We start from the raw sequence: 17847 nt of genomic DNA, 5'->3' as shown, positions 1-17847 counted from the left end.
ATAACCTTTTTGAAAAGTAGTTGATATGGTACAAAATTTTTAATAAAATCTTACTTTTATCTTACTTTTTGTATAATAATTCTCTATAAATTTATAAGGTTATAAAAAATATGAAGAGATTATTATTAGCTTCTACACTTACATTGGTTATATCGCAAAATATTTTTGCAAACGAGGAAGTTGTTCCTGAACAATCAAGATTTGAGTCTTTATCAAAACTAACAAAAGTAATTGGTACTGTTGAAAAATATTATGTTGATGACATAAAATTACAAGAAATAGTTGACAAAGCATTAAAAGGTTTAATGCAAGAGTTAGATGCTCATTCATCATATTTAGATAAGAAAGCATCAAAAGAGATGGCTATTCAAACTCAAGGTGAATTTGGTGGTTTAGGAATTACTGTAGGAATGAGAGATGGAGCTTTAACTGTAATCTCACCTATTGATGATACACCAGCATTTAAAGCTGGAGTAAAAGCTCTAGATATTATTTTAAAAATCAATAATACTTCAACAATAAATATGACCTTAGATGAAGCTGTTACCTTAATGAGAGGAAATCCTCAAACTGATATTACATTAACTCTTGTAAGAAAAGGTGAACTAAAACCTTTAGAAATAAAAATGAAAAGAGATATTATCAAAATACAATCTGTATTCTCTAAAACAATTGAAAATGAAAATTTGTTATATTTGAGAATTTCAAGTTTTGATACAAAAGTTACTGAAGATTTAGAAAAAATCATAACTGCAAATAAAAATGTAAAAGGTCTTATTTTGGATTTAAGAAATAATCCTGGAGGATTACTTTCACAAGCAATAGGTGTAGTTGATTTATTTGTTGATAGTGGAGTAATTGTTTCTCAAAAAGGAAGAAATCCTGAAGATGAAGAAAAATTTGAAGCAAGTGCATTAAAAACTAAAACTAAATTACCTTTAGTTGTTCTTGTAAATGAAGGTTCAGCATCAGCATCTGAAATTGTAAGTGGTTCGTTACAAGACCATAAAAGAGCAGTTATTATTGGAGAAAAAACTTTTGGTAAGGGTTCTGTTCAAGCAGTTCTTCCTATTGAAAATGATAGAAGTGAAAATATAAAATTAACTATTGCAAAATATTATTTACCAAGTGGAAGAACAATTCAAGCAACAGGAGTTACTCCTGATGTAATTGTTAATGCTGGAAAAGTTACACAAGATGAAGAAGATAAGTTTAAAATAAAAGAATCTGATTTAAAAAAACATCTTGAAGGAGAACTTGAAAAAGTAGGTAATACAAAAAAAGAAGAAAAAGTAATAGCTGATGAAAATAAAAAAGTAATTACAGGTGAAGATGTACTAGGAGATAATCAATTAAATACTTCTATTGCAATTTTAAAAAGTTTAATAATAATGAATAAATAATAGGAGACTAAATGAAAATAAGTGATATCGTAGCACTTAATCTTTGGCCTGATTCAAAGAAAACTACAACTCAAAAAGGTATTTCTGAGTTAGAAGAGTTAGGTTATAATCTTTTTTATATTGGTAAAAATGCAGATCTTTATACTTGTCCTGGAGTTGAGCCAAAAGTGTTACTTGTAAGAAGTGACAGATGTTCGGTATTTGATATTCCATTAAATCTTTTAATAGAAGGAAAAGGGGTTTCTCAAACAGCTATTTCTAATAATGGAGCAATGTTTGCAAAAGAAGCTGGAATTAGAACAGCAATTTTATCAGAAATGGTTGACCAATCTTTAGCTATTGCACCAAGATGTCAACTTATGGAATTATGTAAACCATTAGAAGCTGAATTTGATGGTGAAATAGTTCAATTTGAATTAATATTTAGAAATTATTTAACAGGTTCTTTATTTGATGCTTGTCAAAATGGAAAAGATCCTTATGGTTTAGATTTAGCTTCTGATTTACCTCAATGGTTTAAATTTGAAACACCAATTTTTACTCCAACAACAAAAGGAATTAAAGATGAACCTTTAAATTCTGCAAAAGTTAGAGAAACTTTTCCTGAAATTGTAACAAACTTAGAAAAATTGTTTAAAGATTTTACTAAATTTGCACAAGAGAGAGGTATTATTGTAGTTGATACAAAATTTGAAATTTTTGTTAATTCTAAAGGTGAATGGGTTTTAGGTGATGAAGTTTTAACACCTGAGAGTTCAAGATTTATTTCAAAAGAAGATTTTGATGCGCAAAATTATATCTCAATGGATAAACAAATTCTTAGAGATTTTGGAAAAGCAGATAACTGGAAAGAGAAAGCAAAAGCTCTTAAATCTGGTGAAAAGTTAGAGGTAAATGTTCCTCAAACTATCAAAGATAAAATTTTAGATGGATATACAACTATTCTTAATAGATTAAGTAAATAGTTTTAATGAAGAGTTTTAAGACTCTTCTTGCCTAAATAGCTGTAAGGCATTTTTAGATATAATCGCAAAAATATAAATTGAAGGTAATAAATGAAAGCAATTGTAAATGTAGCATTAAAACAAGGTGTACTTGATGATCAAGGTAAAGCAACTCATCATGCATTAGACACATTAGGATTTAAAGAATTAGTTAAAAATGTAAGAATTGGTAAACAAATTATTATTGAATTAAACTCAACTGATGCAGTATCTGCTAAAGAAGAAGTTACAAAAATGTGTCAAAAACTTTTAGCTAATACAGTTATTGAAGATTATGATATAGAAATAGTAGGTTAATATGAAAATTTCAGTATTACAATTTCCTGGAACAAACTGTGAATATGATACAAAATATGCATTTGAACAATTAGGTTGTGATGTAGAAATCATTTGGCATAAAGAAAAACAAATTCCTGCGAATACTGATTTATTAGTAATTCCTGGTGGATTTTCTTATGGAGATTATTTAAGAAGTGGAGCAATTGCTAGATTTGCAAATATTATGGAATCAGTTCAAGAGTATGCTGCAAAGGGTGGAAAAGTTTTAGGAATTTGTAATGGATTTCAAATTTTATTAGAAGCTGGATTATTACCTGGTGCTATGAAAAGAAATGATTCTTTACATTTTATTTCAAAATATCATACTTTAAAAATAATCAATACAGATAATAGATTTTTATCGTTGATGAAAAAAGATCAAGTTGTTAATATTCCAGTAGCACACCATGATGGAAACTATTATATTGATGCTCTTGGATTAAAAGAGCTAGAAGACAATAATCAAATACTTTTAAAATATTGCGATAAAGATGGGAATTTAGTAAACATGAATGGTTCAGTTTCAAATATAGCTGGTATTTGTAACAAAGAAAAAAATGTTTTTGGTTTAATGCCACATCCAGAACGAGCTATTGAAGAACTTTTAGGTTCTATTGATGGTGTTAATATGCTAAAGGGTTTTTTACAATAAGGAGTTAATCTCCTATTGTAAAAAGTAAAATGAGAAAAATATTAAAACTATTTATTCTTCTTAATGTTTTTTTGTGCGTAAATCTTTTCGCATCAAAAAATTTATATCTTTCGTACAATAAAATACCAACAAATATTTATAAAAATCAAAAATTTGAAGTTGTAGTTAGAGCATTAATTACTACAGCTGATTTTACTCAATTAGAAACAACTTTTTTAAACTCTTCAAATATTACAATTCTAAATCCAAAAAATCCTTGGAGAAAAGTTACAAATGATACTTATGAAAATAGCTATTATTTCAAAGTTAAACAAGGAAATTTTAAATTCCCTGATTTGAGTATTGTTTTAAAAAATGATAGTGCAATGATTGATTCGAGTGAATTAAGTCCACCAGTAATTAGATTTTCTGATATAGGAAAAGGCGATGAAAGATATTCAGGTGTAATTGCTGATGATATAATTTTAAAAGCATATAAAACAAAACAATATAATAATAAAGAAGCTTTAACTATAATAGATGTAGATGCTATTAATTCAAATCTTGAAGATTTTAAATTAAAAGATGTTGAAGAACAGGGAATTTCTAATATAAAAGAAAATAATGAGAAACAAAATTTAGTTTACTATTTTGTTACTCCAATATACAAAAAGAAAATGGTTATTACTTACTATAATACCAAAACAAAAAGTTTAAAAGATTTAACTATTCCTTTAATTTTGCAAAATGAATTAGTAAGTACGCAAACAGATTTAAATCCGAATGATTCAAGTTTTGAAAAATACAAAAAAATAGGTTCAATTACTTTTTTTATCTTCTTCCTAGCATTGTTTATTTGGAAAAGAAAAAGATTCTTTTTATATATATCGTTAGTACTTTTTGTAATATCAATTATTTATTTATTACCAAATAGTACAGGAATAGTAAAAAAAGATTCTTTTGTTTATATTTTGCCAACAAAAAATTCAACAATATTTTTTAAATTAGAAAATGATCAGCAAGTTGAAATATTAGAGAAAAAAAATGGCTTTATCAAAATTTTAGGAAAAGAAAGTGATTTTATAGGTTGGATAAAGGAAGAAAGTTTTGGCACGAATTAGAGGAATTATACTATTTATTCAATTTTCAATTACAGTTGCAATAACTGTAGTTTTAATGTATATATTTAAAAACCACACACACAAAGTAATTAAAGTATGGATGAATTTCCAAATGTTTGTTTTAGGAATAAAATTACAAACTCAAGGAAAATTAGATGAATCATGTGACATGATTTTAATGAATCATCAATCTTTACTTGACATAATTGTAATGGAATATATTCATTCAAGAGATTTAGCTTGGGTTGCTAAAAAAGAGATAACTGATTTATTCTTTTTTGGACATATAATAAAAGCTCCGAGAATGATTAGCATTGATAGAGAAAATAAAGCAGGAATTATAAACCTTTTAAAAGAAGCAAAAGATAGACTAGATAAAGGTCGACCAATTGCAATGTTTCCTGAAGGTACAAGAAGTGATGGTAAATCAATGCTAGGTTTTAGACCGGGTGCTAAAATATTAGCAAATAGATATAATCTAAGGGTGCAACCTATAGTTTTATTTAATACAAGAAATATAGTTGATTCTAAAAAAGTATTAGCAACACCAGGTATTGTAAAAGTTGTTTATTTAGAACCAATTCAAGCAGATAAAAATACGGATTGGTTTGAAAAAACAGAAGAAAAAATGAATGAAGTATTCAATAAAGAATGTACAAACTATGTCTCTTAATTGGTCAATGATTCTTGCTATTGGAGTGGGAGGATTTATAGGTTCAATTGCAAGGGCATATGCTGTACATTTTACAAATAAATATTTTCCAATAGAATTTCCACTAGGAATATTATTCGTAAATTTAGTAGGTTCATTTTTAGCTGGTGTATTATTTGCATATTTCTCAAATTATCCTCTTTCTGTGAATCTTAAAGCATTTTTAACAACAGGATTTCTAGGAGCATTAACTACTTATTCAACTTTTGCTATTGAATCTTATTTATTATTAGGAACATCAATTTATATAGCTATTGCAAATATTACCCTGAATTTAGTGGGAACAATCTTAGCAGCAGGTAGTGGATTCAAACTTATGCATTTCTTTTTAAAGTAAAAATCACAAAATTTTTTTAAGCATTATGTAGTTATAATGACAGCAAATCAATATAAGGATATATCATGAGTATGCCAAGTGGTATGGAGTTAGTATTAATAGTATTAGTAATATTATTATTGTTCGGAGGTAAAAAAATACCAGAATTAGCAAAAGGTTTAGGTTCAGGTATTAAAAACTTTAAAAAAGCTATAAAAGATGATGAAGATGAAGTAGTACAAAACAAGTCAGACGAAATTGAAAAAAAATCTGAAACAACTACAGCTGAAAAAAACGAAACAAAACAAGTATAAGAGAAAGTATTGCAAAATTTAGTAAAAGAATTTATTGAAAAAAAATTAAATACAAGTATAGTGTTAGAAAAACCAAAAGATTTGTCTTTTGGACACTATGCGACTCCTGTTGCATTTTCACTAGCAAAAGAACTGAAAAAATCTCCAATGGCAATAGCTGATGAATTAGTTTCTAATTTAAGTGATTCTGATATGTTTGAAAAAGTTGAAGCTGTAAAAGGTTTTATTAATTTTAAATTATCATCATCTTTTTTAGAATCATTAGTAAATAATGCATTAAATGACAAAGAATCTTTTGCAAAGCAATCAAAAAAAGATGAAAAAATCTTATTAGAATTTGTTTCTGCAAATCCAACTGGACCTTTACATATTGGTCATGCAAGAGGTGCAATTGCAGGAGACTCACTTGCTCGTGTTGGAAAATATTTAGGTTATGACATTACAACTGAATATTATATAAATGATGCTGGTGCTCAGATGGATTTATTAGGTTTATCAGTTTCACTTGCTGCTAGAGATTTTATTTTTAAAGAAGAAGTAACTTATCCAGAAACTTATTATAGAGGTGAATATTTAATTGATATTGCAAATATAGTAATTGAGAAATTTGGAAAAGAGATAATTTATGATGAGTCAAGATTTAAAGAAATAGCCTTTTTTTCAAAAGATTTAGTTATGGAAATAATAATTAAAGATTTAAAAGATTTAGGTATAACATTTGATAATTTTGTATCTGAAAAATCATTGTATTCATCTTGGGAAAATACAAAAGAAGTATTAGAAAAAAATGGTTCTCTTTATGAAAAAGATGAAAAAATTTATCTTAAATCTACTCAATATGGAGATGATTCAGATAGAGTAGTTGTAAGAGATAATGGGATTCCTACTTATTTAGCCGGTGATATTATTTATCATAAAAATAAATATGATAGAAGTTTTGATAGATACATAAATATTTGGGGTGCTGATCATCATGGTTACATTCCAAGGGTGAAAGCTGCTATTGAATTTTTAGGAAATGATTCTTCAAAACTTGAAGTTATTTTATCTCAAATGGTTCAGTTATTAAAAGGTGGAGAACCTTATAAAATGTCAAAAAGAGCAGGAAATGTTATTCTGATGTCTGATATAACTGAGGAAATAGGCGCTGATGCATTAAGATTTATTTTCTTAACAAGAAAAAGCGATACGCATTTAGAATTTGACATAGATATGTTAAAAAATCAAGATTCTTCAAATCCAATTTTTTATATAAATTATGCGCATGCTAGAATTAATCAAGTTTTTGTTAAAGCTGGAATTAGTTTTGATGATATAAAAAATGTAGATTTCTCAAATTTAAATCAAGATGGATTAAACTTAGTTTATGAATCACTTTTATTGGAATCTATTTTAGTAGAAGCGTTTACAAAAAGAGATATGCAAAAAATTACAGAATATTTATATTCATTGGCTTCAAGTGTTCATAAATTTTATAATGAACATAAAGTAATAGGAAGTAGTGAACAAAATATGTATTTAAAAGTTTTGGTAATGGCTGCATTAAGTATTAATGTTGGGCTTGGAATTCTTGGAATCAAAGCCAAGGAACAAATGTAAAAGTCATAAAAAAAGAGAGAAATATTTCTCTCTTTTTTTAGTTTTCAGTTGTTTTTAACTCAGATAAAAATTCTTCTAAAGAGTATTTAACTCTATATTTCTCACTCATTAAGTGAATAAATACATCACCTAAATCAATAATTGTCCATTCATCATCTTCATCCACTCTTAAAAATTCTTCACCAGTTGGTTTTAAATCAGTTCTTAAGTAGTTTAATAATGCAAATCCATGTTTAGGATTTAATGTTGTAGCAATTACAACATAATCAACTATATAGTCTTTTGATGTTAAATCAATAATTTCTATATTTTCCGCTTTTTTGTCATCTAATATTTTTTTTATGTTTTCTAATCTAGTATTCAAAAACTTTTACCTTTTTCTTGAAGATTTAATATATCATCTTTAATTTCTTTTGGAATATAATCTAAATCAATTTTATCTCTTAGCAAGCTAGAACTAATATCGATATTTACATCCAAATTTTTAAACTCTTTTGCTTTTTTACTTTCAAAACCTTTTCTTGAAGCAATTACAAATTCAACAAGCTCTTTTAGTTTATCAATTTCATGCCATTTATCTAAATTTTTTAAATTATCCTCTCCAATTATTAGATAGATTTTCGATGGATTATATAAGTTTATTAGATAATTTACTGTGTCAATTGAATAGCTAGTTTTCTGTTGATTTATTTCGTAATCACAAATTTTAACTTTTTCAAACTCATTAAAAACTTTTTTAAGTAATTTGAATCTTGTTTCTGGATTTAAGTAAAAGCTACTCTTGAAAGGATTCAGATATGTTGGAACAACAATAACTACATCAATGTCTAGTTTTTTTAACGCTTCCTTTACAACTGTAACATGAGCTACATGTATAGGGTCAAAACTTCCACCAAATATTGCAATTCGCACCTATTTAAAACCTTTGTAATATACTTAAATATTATTATAGCAATTTTTCGATAAAATATCTACAATTAGATTTATTTAAAGGGAAGAAATGGCTATTAAAGTTGCAATAAATGGTTTTGGAAGAATTGGTAGATGTGTTGCAAGAATCATCGCAACAAGAGATGATGTAGAATTAGTTGCAATAAATGATACAGCAGCACCAGATATGTTAGAATATATTACAAAATATGATACTGTTCATGGGACTTTTAATGGTGATGTAAAAGTTGAAAATGGTTATTTAAAAATGGGAAAAATTAATGCAAAACTTTATTCTACAAGAGATGCTTCTGAATTAACTTTTTCAAAAGATTGTGGTGCTGAAATTATTTTAGAGTGTACGGGTGCTTATCTAACTCAAGAAAAATGTCAAATTCATATTGATAATGGAGCAAAAAAAGTTGTAATGTCTGCGCCTGCAAAAGATAATACACCAACTTTTGTACTTGGAGTTAATGAATCAACTTATACAGGACAAACAATTATTTCAAATGCTTCTTGTACAACAAATTGTTTAGGACCAATAGCAAAAATTATTGATGATGCATTTGGAATTGAAAAAGGTTTAATGACAACAATTCACTCTTATACAAATGATCAAAATATTTTAGATGTAAAACATAAAGCAGATAAAAGAAGAGCAAGAGCAGGTGCTGCTAATATGATTCCTACATCAACAGGAGCTGCAAAGGCTATGAAATTAATTATGCCTCAACTTGATGGTAAATTACATGGACAAAGTGTTAGAGTTCCAACTCCAAATGTTTCTATGGTTGATGTTAATTTTATAATTAAAAAAGATACAACAAAAGAAGAAATAAATGCTTTATTTGAGGCAAAATCAAAAGAATTATCTGGAATTGTTGCAGTTGATAACGATATGATGGTTTCGAGTGATTTAGTAGGAAATACTAATTCAACAATAGTTGCGTCAGATTTAACACAAGTAATTGGTGGAAATATGATAAAAGTTATGAGTTGGTATGACAATGAGTGGGGTTATTCATCAAGATTGATTGATATGGCTGTTTTTGTAGCAAATAAATAGGGTTAAAAATGAAATTACAAGAGATTAAAAATATTGATATAGCTGGTAAAAGAGTTTTTATTAGATGCGATTTTAATGTTCCAATGGATGAATATAACAATATTACAGATGATAGAAGAATAAGAAGTGCATTAAGTACTATTAGATATTGTATTGATAATGATTGTTCTGTTATTTTAGCTTCACATTTTGGAAGACCAAAAGGTGGATTTGAAGAAGAGTTTTCACTAGCTCCAATTGCAAAAAGATTACATACTCTTTTAAAACAAGAGATAAAAATGGCTCCAAGTATTATTTGTGATGAAACTATGAAAATGGCAAAAGAGCTTAAAGCTGGGGAAATCTTATTATTAGAGAATATGAGATTTGAAACAGGTGAAACAAAAAATGATGAAGCATTAAGTGCAAAACTAGCTTCAATGGCAGAAGTATATATTAATGATGCCTTTGGTGTTTCTCATAGAGCTCACTCATCTGTTGAAGGAATTGCAAAATATTTTGATATGGAGCATAAAGCAGCTGGTTTTTTAATGGCAAAAGAGATTAAATTTTTTCATCATATAGTTCATAATCCAAAAAGACCATTTATATCAATTGTTGGAGGTTCAAAGGTTTCTGGTAAACTTGAGGCTTTACATAATTTAGTTCCAAAAGTTGATAAAATTATTATTGGTGGAGGAATGGCCTTTACATTCCTAAAAGCTTTAGGACATGAAATTGGTAAATCTTTAGTTGAAGAGGATTTAATTCCAGAAGCTCTAAAAATTATGGAACAAGCAAAAACTTTAGGGGTAAAACTTTATTTACCTGTTGATGTTGTTGCAGCTGAAACATTTAGTGCAGAAGCAATTGCAAAAATCGTAACAATTCAAGAAATCCCAAAAGATTGGATGGGGCTTGATATTGGACCGGCATCTGCTTTATTATTTTCTGAAGCTTTAGAAGATGCAAATACTATTTTATGGAATGGACCAATGGGTGTTTATGAAATGGATAAATTTGCAAAAGGAAGTACAAAAATTTCACATGCAGTTGCATCTTCATTTGCTACAACAGTAGTTGGTGGTGGAGATACTGCTGACCTTGTAAGAGTTACAGGTGATGAAGATGAAATGACATTTATTAGTACAGGTGGTGGCGCATCACTTGAATTAATTGAAGGAAAAATTCTGCCAGGTGTTAAAGCTTTAGTACTTGAGGAAGATAATTAATGGCAATAATTGCAAGTAATTTCAAAACAAATCACACTAGAAAATCAACTGCACTATTTATAAATGAGGTGAATGATTATCTAAAATCAAATGAAATTAAAAATGAAGTTTACGTTTTCCCAACAGCAACTTCATTGGATTTATTTGATACGGTTTCAACTTTTTCAATTGGAGCTCAAAATGCTTATGCAGCAACTAGTGGCTCATTTACAGGAGAAATTGGAACAGTTCAACTTGATGAATTTGAAATTAATACAATTTTAATAGGTCATAGTGAAAGAAGACATATTTTAGGTGAAACTCAAAATATGATTGCTAAAAAATATGAGTTCTACAAAGAGTTAGGTTATAAAATAATCTATTGTATAGGTGAACCATTAGAAGTGAAAAATCAAGGTTTACCTAAAACTTTAGAGTATATTTATCAGCAGTTTGATGGAATTGATACAAATTATAAAAATCTGATTTTGGCTTATGAACCTGTTTGGGCAATAGGCACAGGTGTAACTGCAACAAATGAAGATATAAAAAATATTCATAACGCAATAAAAGAAAAAATTTCAAAACCACTTTTATATGGTGGAAGCGTAAAAGTAGAAAATGTTAGAGAACTTTGCCAAATACCAAATGTTGATGGTGCTTTAATTGGGACTGCTTCTTGGAAAAAAGAAGATTTTATACAAATATTAGAAAATACAAAGGATTTATAAGATGTTTATGAAAGGTAAAAAAGGTGTAATTTTAGGAGTTGCAAATAATAAGTCAATAGCTTATGGAATTGCAAAAGCATGTGCAGATCAAGGGGCGCAAATTGCATTTACTTATTTAAATGATAGCTTGAAAAAAAGAGTTGAACCAATCGCTGCTGAGTTTGGAAGTGAGGCTTTAGTGTATCCTTGTGATGTGTCAAATCCAGAAGAAATCAAAGCTTTAAAAATATCATTAGAAAAAGATTTAGGACAAATTGATTTTATTGTTCATTCAATTGCATTTGCTCCTAAAGAAGGATTATCTGGAAGATTTTATGATATTTCTAAATCAGCTTTTGATATTGCTATGGATGTTTCTGTTTATTCATTAATTGAAGTTGTAAGAGAGTTAAAACCTTTATTATCTGATAATTCTTCAATTTTAACATTAACTTATTATGGTGGAGTAAAATATATTCCAAATTATAATTTAATGGGTGTTGCAAAAGCAGCTTTAGAAATGACAACTAAATATTTAGCTGAAGATTTAGGAAGAGATGGGATTAGAGTAAATGCTATTAGTGCAGGTCCAATTAAAACTTTGGCAGCAGCAGGAATTAGTGATTTTAGATTTATGCTAAAATGGAATGAAGCCCACTCTCCATTAAAGAAAAATGTAACAATCGATGAAGTTGGGAATTCTGGTATGTATTTACTTTCAGATTTATCTAGTGCTGTAACAGGTGAAATTCATTATGTTGATTGTGGATATAATATTATGGGTATGCCAGCTGTGAAATTTGACGAAGAGGGGCATCCAACAATAGCTTGGAACGGAGAAAAATAGCCAATAAGCGTAAGCTTTTGGCTGATTCTTGCGTTGGAGAGTAAATTTTAAATACTCACTTACTTTATGTAAGCTCCTATTTAAAATTCACACTCCGCCTTGAACTTCACTCAAAATCTCACACTTTTTGACTGTTTTTAATATAAAAAAATTTAATAAAGTTTTATTTTTAAATTTAATGAAATTTTAAATTAAGATTTTAAATATAGGATAATTATAATAATGAGTATAAATTTTAAAGAGTTAGCAAATAAATATCAAACACCTTATTATGTGTACGATTTTGACCATATTACAAAACAATATGAAGAGTTAAAAGGTGCATTTAGAGCTAGAAAATCACTTATTGCATATGCTGTAAAAGCAAATTCAAATCTGTCTGTGATTAAACACTTAGCAAACCTTGGAGCTGGTGCTGATTGTGTTAGTATTGGTGAAGTAAAACGTGCTTTAAAAGTTGGAATTCCTCCTTATAAAATCATTTTTTCAGGTGTTGGAAAAATTGATGAAGAGATAAAACAAGCACTTGAACTTGATATTTTAATGATAAATGTTGAGAGTGATGCAGAGTTAAATAGGGTTGAACTAATTGCCAAAGAACTTGGAAAAACAGCAAGAATTTCAATAAGAGTAAATCCGAATATTGACCCACAAACACATCCATATATTTCAACTGGTTTACATGAAAATAAATTTGGTGTTGATATTGATACGGCTAAAAGAATGTATATCCAATGTAAAAATTCTGAGAATTTAGATCCTGTTGGAATGCATTGTCATATCGGTTCTCAACTTACTCAACTTCAACCAATTAAAGAGTCTATTAAAATCATTACTGATTTAGTAAGAAATTTAAAAGCTATAAAAATTGAATTATCATTTGTTGATGTTGGTGGTGGATTAGGTATTGTTTACAAAGATGAAACTTTAATTGATACAACTGAATATGCTCAATCTATTTTAGAAAATATGTTTGGTTTAGATATTACTGTTATTTGTGAACCAGGTAGATTCATGGTTGGAAATGCTGGAACTTTTGTAACTAAAGTTTTATATGAAAAAGTAAATGGGAATAAAAGATTTGTTATTGTTGATGGAGCGATGAATGATTTAATTAGACCATCTTTATACAATGCTTACCATAAAATAGAAGTATTAAATGACAATCAAGAGTTTTCTGATTGTAATTTAGTAGGGCCAGTATGTGAAAGTGGAGACTTTTTTGCTAAAAATGTACAATTACCAAAAACTCAACATAATGATTTAGTTGCAATTTATTCGGCTGGAGCTTATGGATTTACAATGGCTAGTAACTATAATACAAGAGGAAAAGTTGCGGAAATAGCATATGAGAATGGTAATGATAGACTTATAAGAAAAAGAGAAACTTTTGAAGATATAATTGCTTTAGAAGAAGAGTTTATAAAATAGAAGGGCATCTATGACTAACGAAGATGGATTATTAGAACTTAGAAACAAACTTGATAATATTGATAATACACTACTTGAATTAATAAATCAAAGAATGAAAATTGTTCACGAAGTTGGAGCTTTAAAGGCAAAAAGTGGTGGAGCAATTTATAGACCTGAAAGGGAAAAATCAATTATTGATAGACTTGAAAAAATCAATAATGAAAACAAAGGACTTTTAAATAGAAGTGCAATTGAAGCTCTATTTTTAGAGATTTTTGCAATTTCAAGAAATATTGAATTACCTGAAAATATAGCATATCTTGGACCTGAGGGAAGTTTTACACATCAAGCTGCTGAAGGGCGATTTGGTGCAATGAGTTCGTATATCCCTATTAGTTCTATAAAAGGAATTTTTAGAGAAGTTGATACAAAAAAAGTAAAATTTGGTGTTGTTCCAATTGAAAATTCATCAAATGGAATAGTAACTGATACAATAAATTGTTTAAGTAACTATAATTTAAGAATTATTGCTGAAGTTGTTTTAGATATTCATCATACTCTTGCAACAAAATGTGATAAAGTAAGTGATATAAAAAGAATCTATTCAAAAGATATAGCTTTTGATCAATGTAGAAAATTTTTAGCAAATTTTGGTTTAGATGAAGTTGAGCAAATTCCAATTGAATCAACTACAAAAGCTGCAAAGATTGCAGCAAAAGAAGAGGGAAGTGCAGCAATTTGTCCACATGTTGGAGCAAAACTTCATAATCTTCCAATATTATTTGAAAACATTGAAGACAAAGATAACAATAAAACAAGATTTTTTATAATTAGTGATTTTGAAAATGCTCAAAGTGGAAATGACAAAACATCAATTTTGGTAAAATTTCCAAATGAACAAGGTGCACTGGTGAAATTTTTAAATGATTTTAATGATGCAAAGATAAATCTAACAAAAATAAAATCTCATATTGTAGAGGGAAATTCAATTTTCTTTATAGATTTTGATGGTCATAAAGATGATGAAAATGTAAAAAAAGTTCTAAAAAAACATGAAAGTAGTGTAAAAGTTTTAGGTTCTTATGTAAAAGAAATAAACGATATTTAATATAAAAATAGGAAAAGTAAATGCAATTTAATCAAGTATTAGAGAATGTTACAACTTATGAAGCTGGAAAACCAATAGAGTTAGTTGTTAGAGAATTTGGAGTAAATCCAAAAGATGTTATAAAATTAGCTTCAAATGAAAATCCTTATGGAACTAGCCCAAAAGTTGTTGAAAAAATCAAAGGTTTAGTTCAAAATATGTTCATTTATCCTGATGATTCAATGTTTGAATTAAAAGAAGCTCTTGCAAATAAATTTGATTTAACAAGTAAACATGTAATTATTGGTTCGGGAAGTGATCAAATTTTAGAATATTGTGTTCATGCAAAATGTGAAAAAGGTTCAAAAATCCTAATGGCAAAAACAACATTTGCTATGTATGAAATTTATGGAAAACAAACTGGTGCAACAATTATTAAAACTCAAGATGATCAACATAATCTTGAACAATTTTCAAAATTATATAAAGAACATGGTGCTGATGTAATATTTTTGTGTTTACCAAATAATCCATTAGGTGAATGTTTAGATAAAGATGATGTTTATGCATTTTTAGAAACTATTGATAAAGAAACTTTGGTTGTAGTTGATGGAGCTTATCAAGAATATGCAGCATTTAAAGATGAGAAAAAAAGAATAGTTCCAAAAGATTTAATTGCAAATTTCCCAAATGCTATTTATTTAGGAACTTTTTCAAAAGCTTATGCCCTTGGTGGAATGAGAGTTGGATATGGTATTGCTCAACCTGAAATTATAAATGCCTTTTATAAATTAAGAGCTCCTTTTAATATTACAACTTTAACACTAGCAGCTGCAATTGAAGCACTAAAAGATGAAGAGTTTGTTAATGCTTGTATTGCAAAAAACTTTGAAGAGATGACAAGATATGAAGATTATGTAACTTCAAGAGGATTTGAATATATACCTTCGTATACAAATTTTATAACAATTAAATTTGGTGATAAATTTGTATCAAAAACAGTTGCACAAAAACTTCTTGAAAGAGGAGTGATTGTGAGAGATTTAACTGGATATGGACAAAATGCAATAAGAATTACAATAGGAAGAAATGAGCAAAATACAAAAGTATTTGAACAGTTAGACGAAGTATTAGAAAAATTAAAATAAAGTATCAAAAACAAATGGAAATAAAAGATAAATCATTTAAAGAGTTAGAAACATTATCACAAGAGATAAGAGATAGAATTATTGATGTGGTATCAAGGAAGGGTGGACATTTTTCATCTACACTTGGCGCTGTTGAGTTAACTCTTGGAATGCATTATGTATTTAATGCTTATAGTGATCCTTTTATTTTTGATGTATCACACCAATGTTATCCCCACAAACTTTTAACAGGACGTTGGGAAGAGTTTGAAACAATAAGGCAATTTGGAGGACTTAGTGGTTTTACAAAACCAAAAGAGAGTCCTGCTGATTATTTTGTAGCAGGTCATAGTTCAACTTCTATTTCATTAGCTGTAGGCGCAGCAAAAGCAATTGCGTTAAAAAAAGAAGATAGAGTACCAGTTGTAATGATTGGAGATGGTTCAATGACTGCTGGGATGGTTTATGAAGCATTAAATGAATTAGGTGATATTAAACTTCCTGTTGTAATTATTTTAAATGATAATGAAATGTCGATTGCAAAACCTATTGGGGCAATTTCTAAATATCTTTCAAAACTATTAGCTGGAAAATATTATCAAGGTTTTAAAACAAAAGTTGATAAGTTTATTAAAAAGAATATGCCAGAAGGAACTACATATATAGCAAAAAGAATGGAAGAAGCCTTAAAACTTATAACGCCAGGAATTTTGTTTGAAGAGATGGGAATAGATTATATTGGTCCTATTGATGGACATGATATTGCAGAAATTATTGATACCTTACAAATTGCAAAAGCTATGGGAAAACCAGTTATTGTTCATGCAAGAACAGTAAAAGGTAAAGGTTATAAAATAGCTGAAGGTCAACATGAACATTGGCATGGGGTTGGTCCTTTTAATATTGAAGATGGGATATTTGAAAAGAAAATTGTACCAAAATCAGCAACAGCTGTATTTTCAGATGCATTATTAGATTTAGCCTGTAAATACGAAAATATTGTAGGAGTTACAGCTGCAATGCCTAGTGGAACAGGTATAAATAAACTTATTGAAAGATTTCCCGATAGATTTTGGGATGTGGCAATAGCAGAACAACACGCAATTACTTCAATGGCAGCAATGGCAAAAGAAGGATTTAAACCATATATAACTATTTATTCAACTTTTTTACAAAGAGGATTTGACCAAATAATTCATGATGTATGTTTGATGAATTTACCAGTTATTTTTGCAATGGATAGAGCTGGAACTGTAGGAAATGATGGAGAAACACATCAAGGGGCTTTTGATATTTCATATTTAAGATTCATACCAAATATGATTTTATTTGCTCCAAGGGATAATAAAACACTGGAGTTAGGTTTAGAGTTTGCATATACTTTAACAAGTCCTTGTGCCATTAGATATCCAAGAGGTTTTTTCAAAGAATTATCATTTGAATCTACACAATTCCAATTAGGAAAAGCAGAGTTACTAAAAGAGGGAAGTTCTAATAAATTGTTTATTGGTTATGGTGCAGGAGTAAGTCGTGCAATTGAAACAGAACTTTTACATCAAGAAGATATTTCTATTTTAGATTTAAGATTTGTAAAACCAATTGATGAAGATTGTTTAATTGAATTATCAAAAAGATATACTCAATGGTATATTTTTAGTGATTCTCAAAAACAAGCTGGAGTTGCAAGTACAATCTTGGAAGTTTTAAATGAAAATAAGATACATAATATAGAAGTGATATCTTTTGAATATGAAGATAGTTTTATTCAACATGGTGATACAAAACAAGTAGAAGAAAGCCTTGGGCTTTTACCACATCAACTAATACTAAAAATTAAATAATCAAATTTACTAATATAAAATATAAATCTATTAAATAAAAATTTAGATTTATATTATAAAAATCATCAAATATAATTATATTAAATGAGACAAAAAATATCTTGTTTAATATTACATAATAATCAAAATAACTCGTAAAATAGGATATTTTTTATCTTATATTATTATAAAAACTTATGTTAATTATCTAAAATATATATAAAATTAATTTTCAA

19 protein-coding genes are annotated in these 17847 nt (G+C 28.0%); 17 read left to right on the top strand and 2 right to left on the bottom strand.

Going from position 1 to position 17847, the window contains the following annotated elements; genetic code table 11:
* Positions 1–110: 110 nt before the first annotated feature.
* The 9 genes from ASUIS_RS12305 (at position 111) to argS (ending at position 7418) form a co-directional block, all read left to right on the top strand.
* Positions 111–1403 (top strand): S41 family peptidase, encoded by a 1293-nt coding sequence (locus tag ASUIS_RS12305; RefSeq protein ID WP_118887376.1) that lies wholly within the window; start codon positions 111–113, stop codon positions 1401–1403.
* 11 nt (positions 1404–1414) lie between these two features.
* Complete coding sequence (locus ASUIS_RS12300) at positions 1415–2368, top strand: phosphoribosylaminoimidazolesuccinocarboxamide synthase (protein WP_118887375.1); 954 nt, start codon at positions 1415–1417, stop codon at positions 2366–2368.
* Positions 2369–2458: 90 nt separating this feature from the next.
* Positions 2459–2704 (top strand): phosphoribosylformylglycinamidine synthase subunit PurS, encoded by a 246-nt coding sequence (gene purS / locus ASUIS_RS12295; protein ID WP_118887374.1) that lies wholly within the window; start codon positions 2459–2461, stop codon positions 2702–2704.
* 1 nt (position 2705) lies between these two features.
* Positions 2706–3377, top strand: a complete 672-nt coding sequence (purQ, locus tag ASUIS_RS12290; protein ID WP_118887373.1) for a phosphoribosylformylglycinamidine synthase I — start codon at positions 2706–2708, stop codon at positions 3375–3377.
* Positions 3378–3406: 29 nt separating this feature from the next.
* Positions 3407–4477 carry a hypothetical protein gene (locus ASUIS_RS12285; protein ID WP_118887372.1) on the top strand — a complete coding sequence of 357 codons (1071 nt, stop codon included), beginning with the start codon at positions 3407–3409 and terminating at the stop codon, positions 4475–4477.
* Positions 4464–5150 carry a lysophospholipid acyltransferase family protein gene (locus tag ASUIS_RS12280; protein WP_118887371.1) on the top strand — a complete coding sequence of 229 codons (687 nt, stop codon included), beginning with the start codon at positions 4464–4466 and terminating at the stop codon, positions 5148–5150. Before ASUIS_RS12285 ends, ASUIS_RS12280 begins: the two co-directional genes overlap by 14 nt.
* Positions 5140–5526, top strand: coding sequence for a fluoride efflux transporter FluC (locus ASUIS_RS12275; RefSeq protein WP_118887370.1), 387 nt, complete (start codon positions 5140–5142; stop codon positions 5524–5526). The genes ASUIS_RS12280 and ASUIS_RS12275 overlap by 11 nt, the downstream gene beginning before the upstream one ends.
* A 65-nt stretch (positions 5527–5591) precedes the next feature.
* The gene (gene tatA / locus ASUIS_RS12270) at positions 5592–5819 is read left to right on the top strand and encodes a twin-arginine translocase TatA/TatE family subunit (RefSeq protein WP_118887369.1); all 228 of its coding nucleotides are present in this window, start codon (positions 5592–5594) and stop codon (positions 5817–5819) included.
* A gap of 9 nt (positions 5820–5828) precedes the next feature.
* Positions 5829–7418 carry an arginine--tRNA ligase gene (gene argS / locus ASUIS_RS12265; RefSeq protein ID WP_118887368.1) on the top strand — a complete coding sequence of 530 codons (1590 nt, stop codon included), beginning with the start codon at positions 5829–5831 and terminating at the stop codon, positions 7416–7418.
* Positions 7419–7455: 37 nt separating this feature from the next.
* On the opposite strand, the gene rsfS is transcribed toward argS, so the two are convergent.
* Together rsfS and nadD are read right to left on the bottom strand one after the other, a co-directional pair.
* Positions 7456–7782, bottom strand: a complete 327-nt coding sequence (gene rsfS, locus ASUIS_RS12260; RefSeq protein WP_118887367.1) for a ribosome silencing factor — start codon at positions 7780–7782, stop codon at positions 7456–7458.
* Positions 7779–8330, bottom strand: a complete 552-nt coding sequence (gene nadD / locus ASUIS_RS12255; RefSeq protein WP_118887366.1) for a nicotinate (nicotinamide) nucleotide adenylyltransferase — start codon at positions 8328–8330, stop codon at positions 7779–7781. Before nadD ends, rsfS begins: the two co-directional genes overlap by 4 nt.
* A gap of 88 nt (positions 8331–8418) precedes the next feature.
* Here nadD and gap point away from each other — a divergent pair, with 88 nt between their 5' ends.
* The 8 genes from gap to dxs all read left to right on the top strand — a co-directional run bounded on the left by gap (position 8419) and on the right by dxs (position 17632).
* The gene (gap, locus tag ASUIS_RS12250) at positions 8419–9417 is read left to right on the top strand and encodes a type I glyceraldehyde-3-phosphate dehydrogenase (protein ID WP_118887365.1); all 999 of its coding nucleotides are present in this window, start codon (positions 8419–8421) and stop codon (positions 9415–9417) included.
* 8 nt (positions 9418–9425) lie between these two features.
* Complete coding sequence (locus tag ASUIS_RS12245; protein ID WP_118887364.1) at positions 9426–10628, top strand: phosphoglycerate kinase; 1203 nt, start codon at positions 9426–9428, stop codon at positions 10626–10628.
* Complete coding sequence (locus ASUIS_RS12240) at positions 10628–11338, top strand: triose-phosphate isomerase (protein WP_118887363.1); 711 nt, start codon at positions 10628–10630, stop codon at positions 11336–11338. The genes ASUIS_RS12245 and ASUIS_RS12240 overlap by 1 nt, the downstream gene beginning before the upstream one ends.
* Position 11339: 1 nt before the next feature.
* Entirely contained in the window at positions 11340–12164 is an 825-nt protein-coding gene (fabI, locus tag ASUIS_RS12235; protein WP_118887362.1) for an enoyl-ACP reductase FabI, read from the top strand.
* A 222-nt stretch (positions 12165–12386) separates the two neighbouring features.
* Positions 12387–13595: a diaminopimelate decarboxylase gene (lysA, locus tag ASUIS_RS12230; protein WP_118887361.1), complete on the top strand. Its 1209-nt coding sequence runs from the start codon at positions 12387–12389 to the stop codon at positions 13593–13595.
* Positions 13596–13605: 10 nt separating this feature from the next.
* A complete protein-coding gene (gene pheA, locus ASUIS_RS12225) occupies positions 13606–14685 on the top strand; it encodes a prephenate dehydratase (protein WP_118887360.1) in 1080 nt (359 codons plus the stop codon).
* Between the two features lie 20 nt (positions 14686–14705).
* Positions 14706–15812 carry a histidinol-phosphate transaminase gene (hisC, locus tag ASUIS_RS12220; RefSeq protein ID WP_118886981.1) on the top strand — a complete coding sequence of 369 codons (1107 nt, stop codon included), beginning with the start codon at positions 14706–14708 and terminating at the stop codon, positions 15810–15812.
* 14 nt (positions 15813–15826) lie between these two features.
* Positions 15827–17632 (top strand): 1-deoxy-D-xylulose-5-phosphate synthase, encoded by a 1806-nt coding sequence (gene dxs / locus ASUIS_RS12215; RefSeq protein WP_118887359.1) that lies wholly within the window; start codon positions 15827–15829, stop codon positions 17630–17632.
* Positions 17633–17847: the final 215 nt, after the last annotated feature.

Origin of the sequence: Arcobacter suis CECT 7833 (genome assembly GCF_003544815.1) — a bacterium.
Classification (GTDB): domain Bacteria; phylum Campylobacterota; class Campylobacteria; order Campylobacterales; family Arcobacteraceae; genus Aliarcobacter; species Aliarcobacter suis.
Note: the sequence above shows the minus strand (reverse complement) of the source record. Positions and strands in the feature narration are given on the sequence as shown.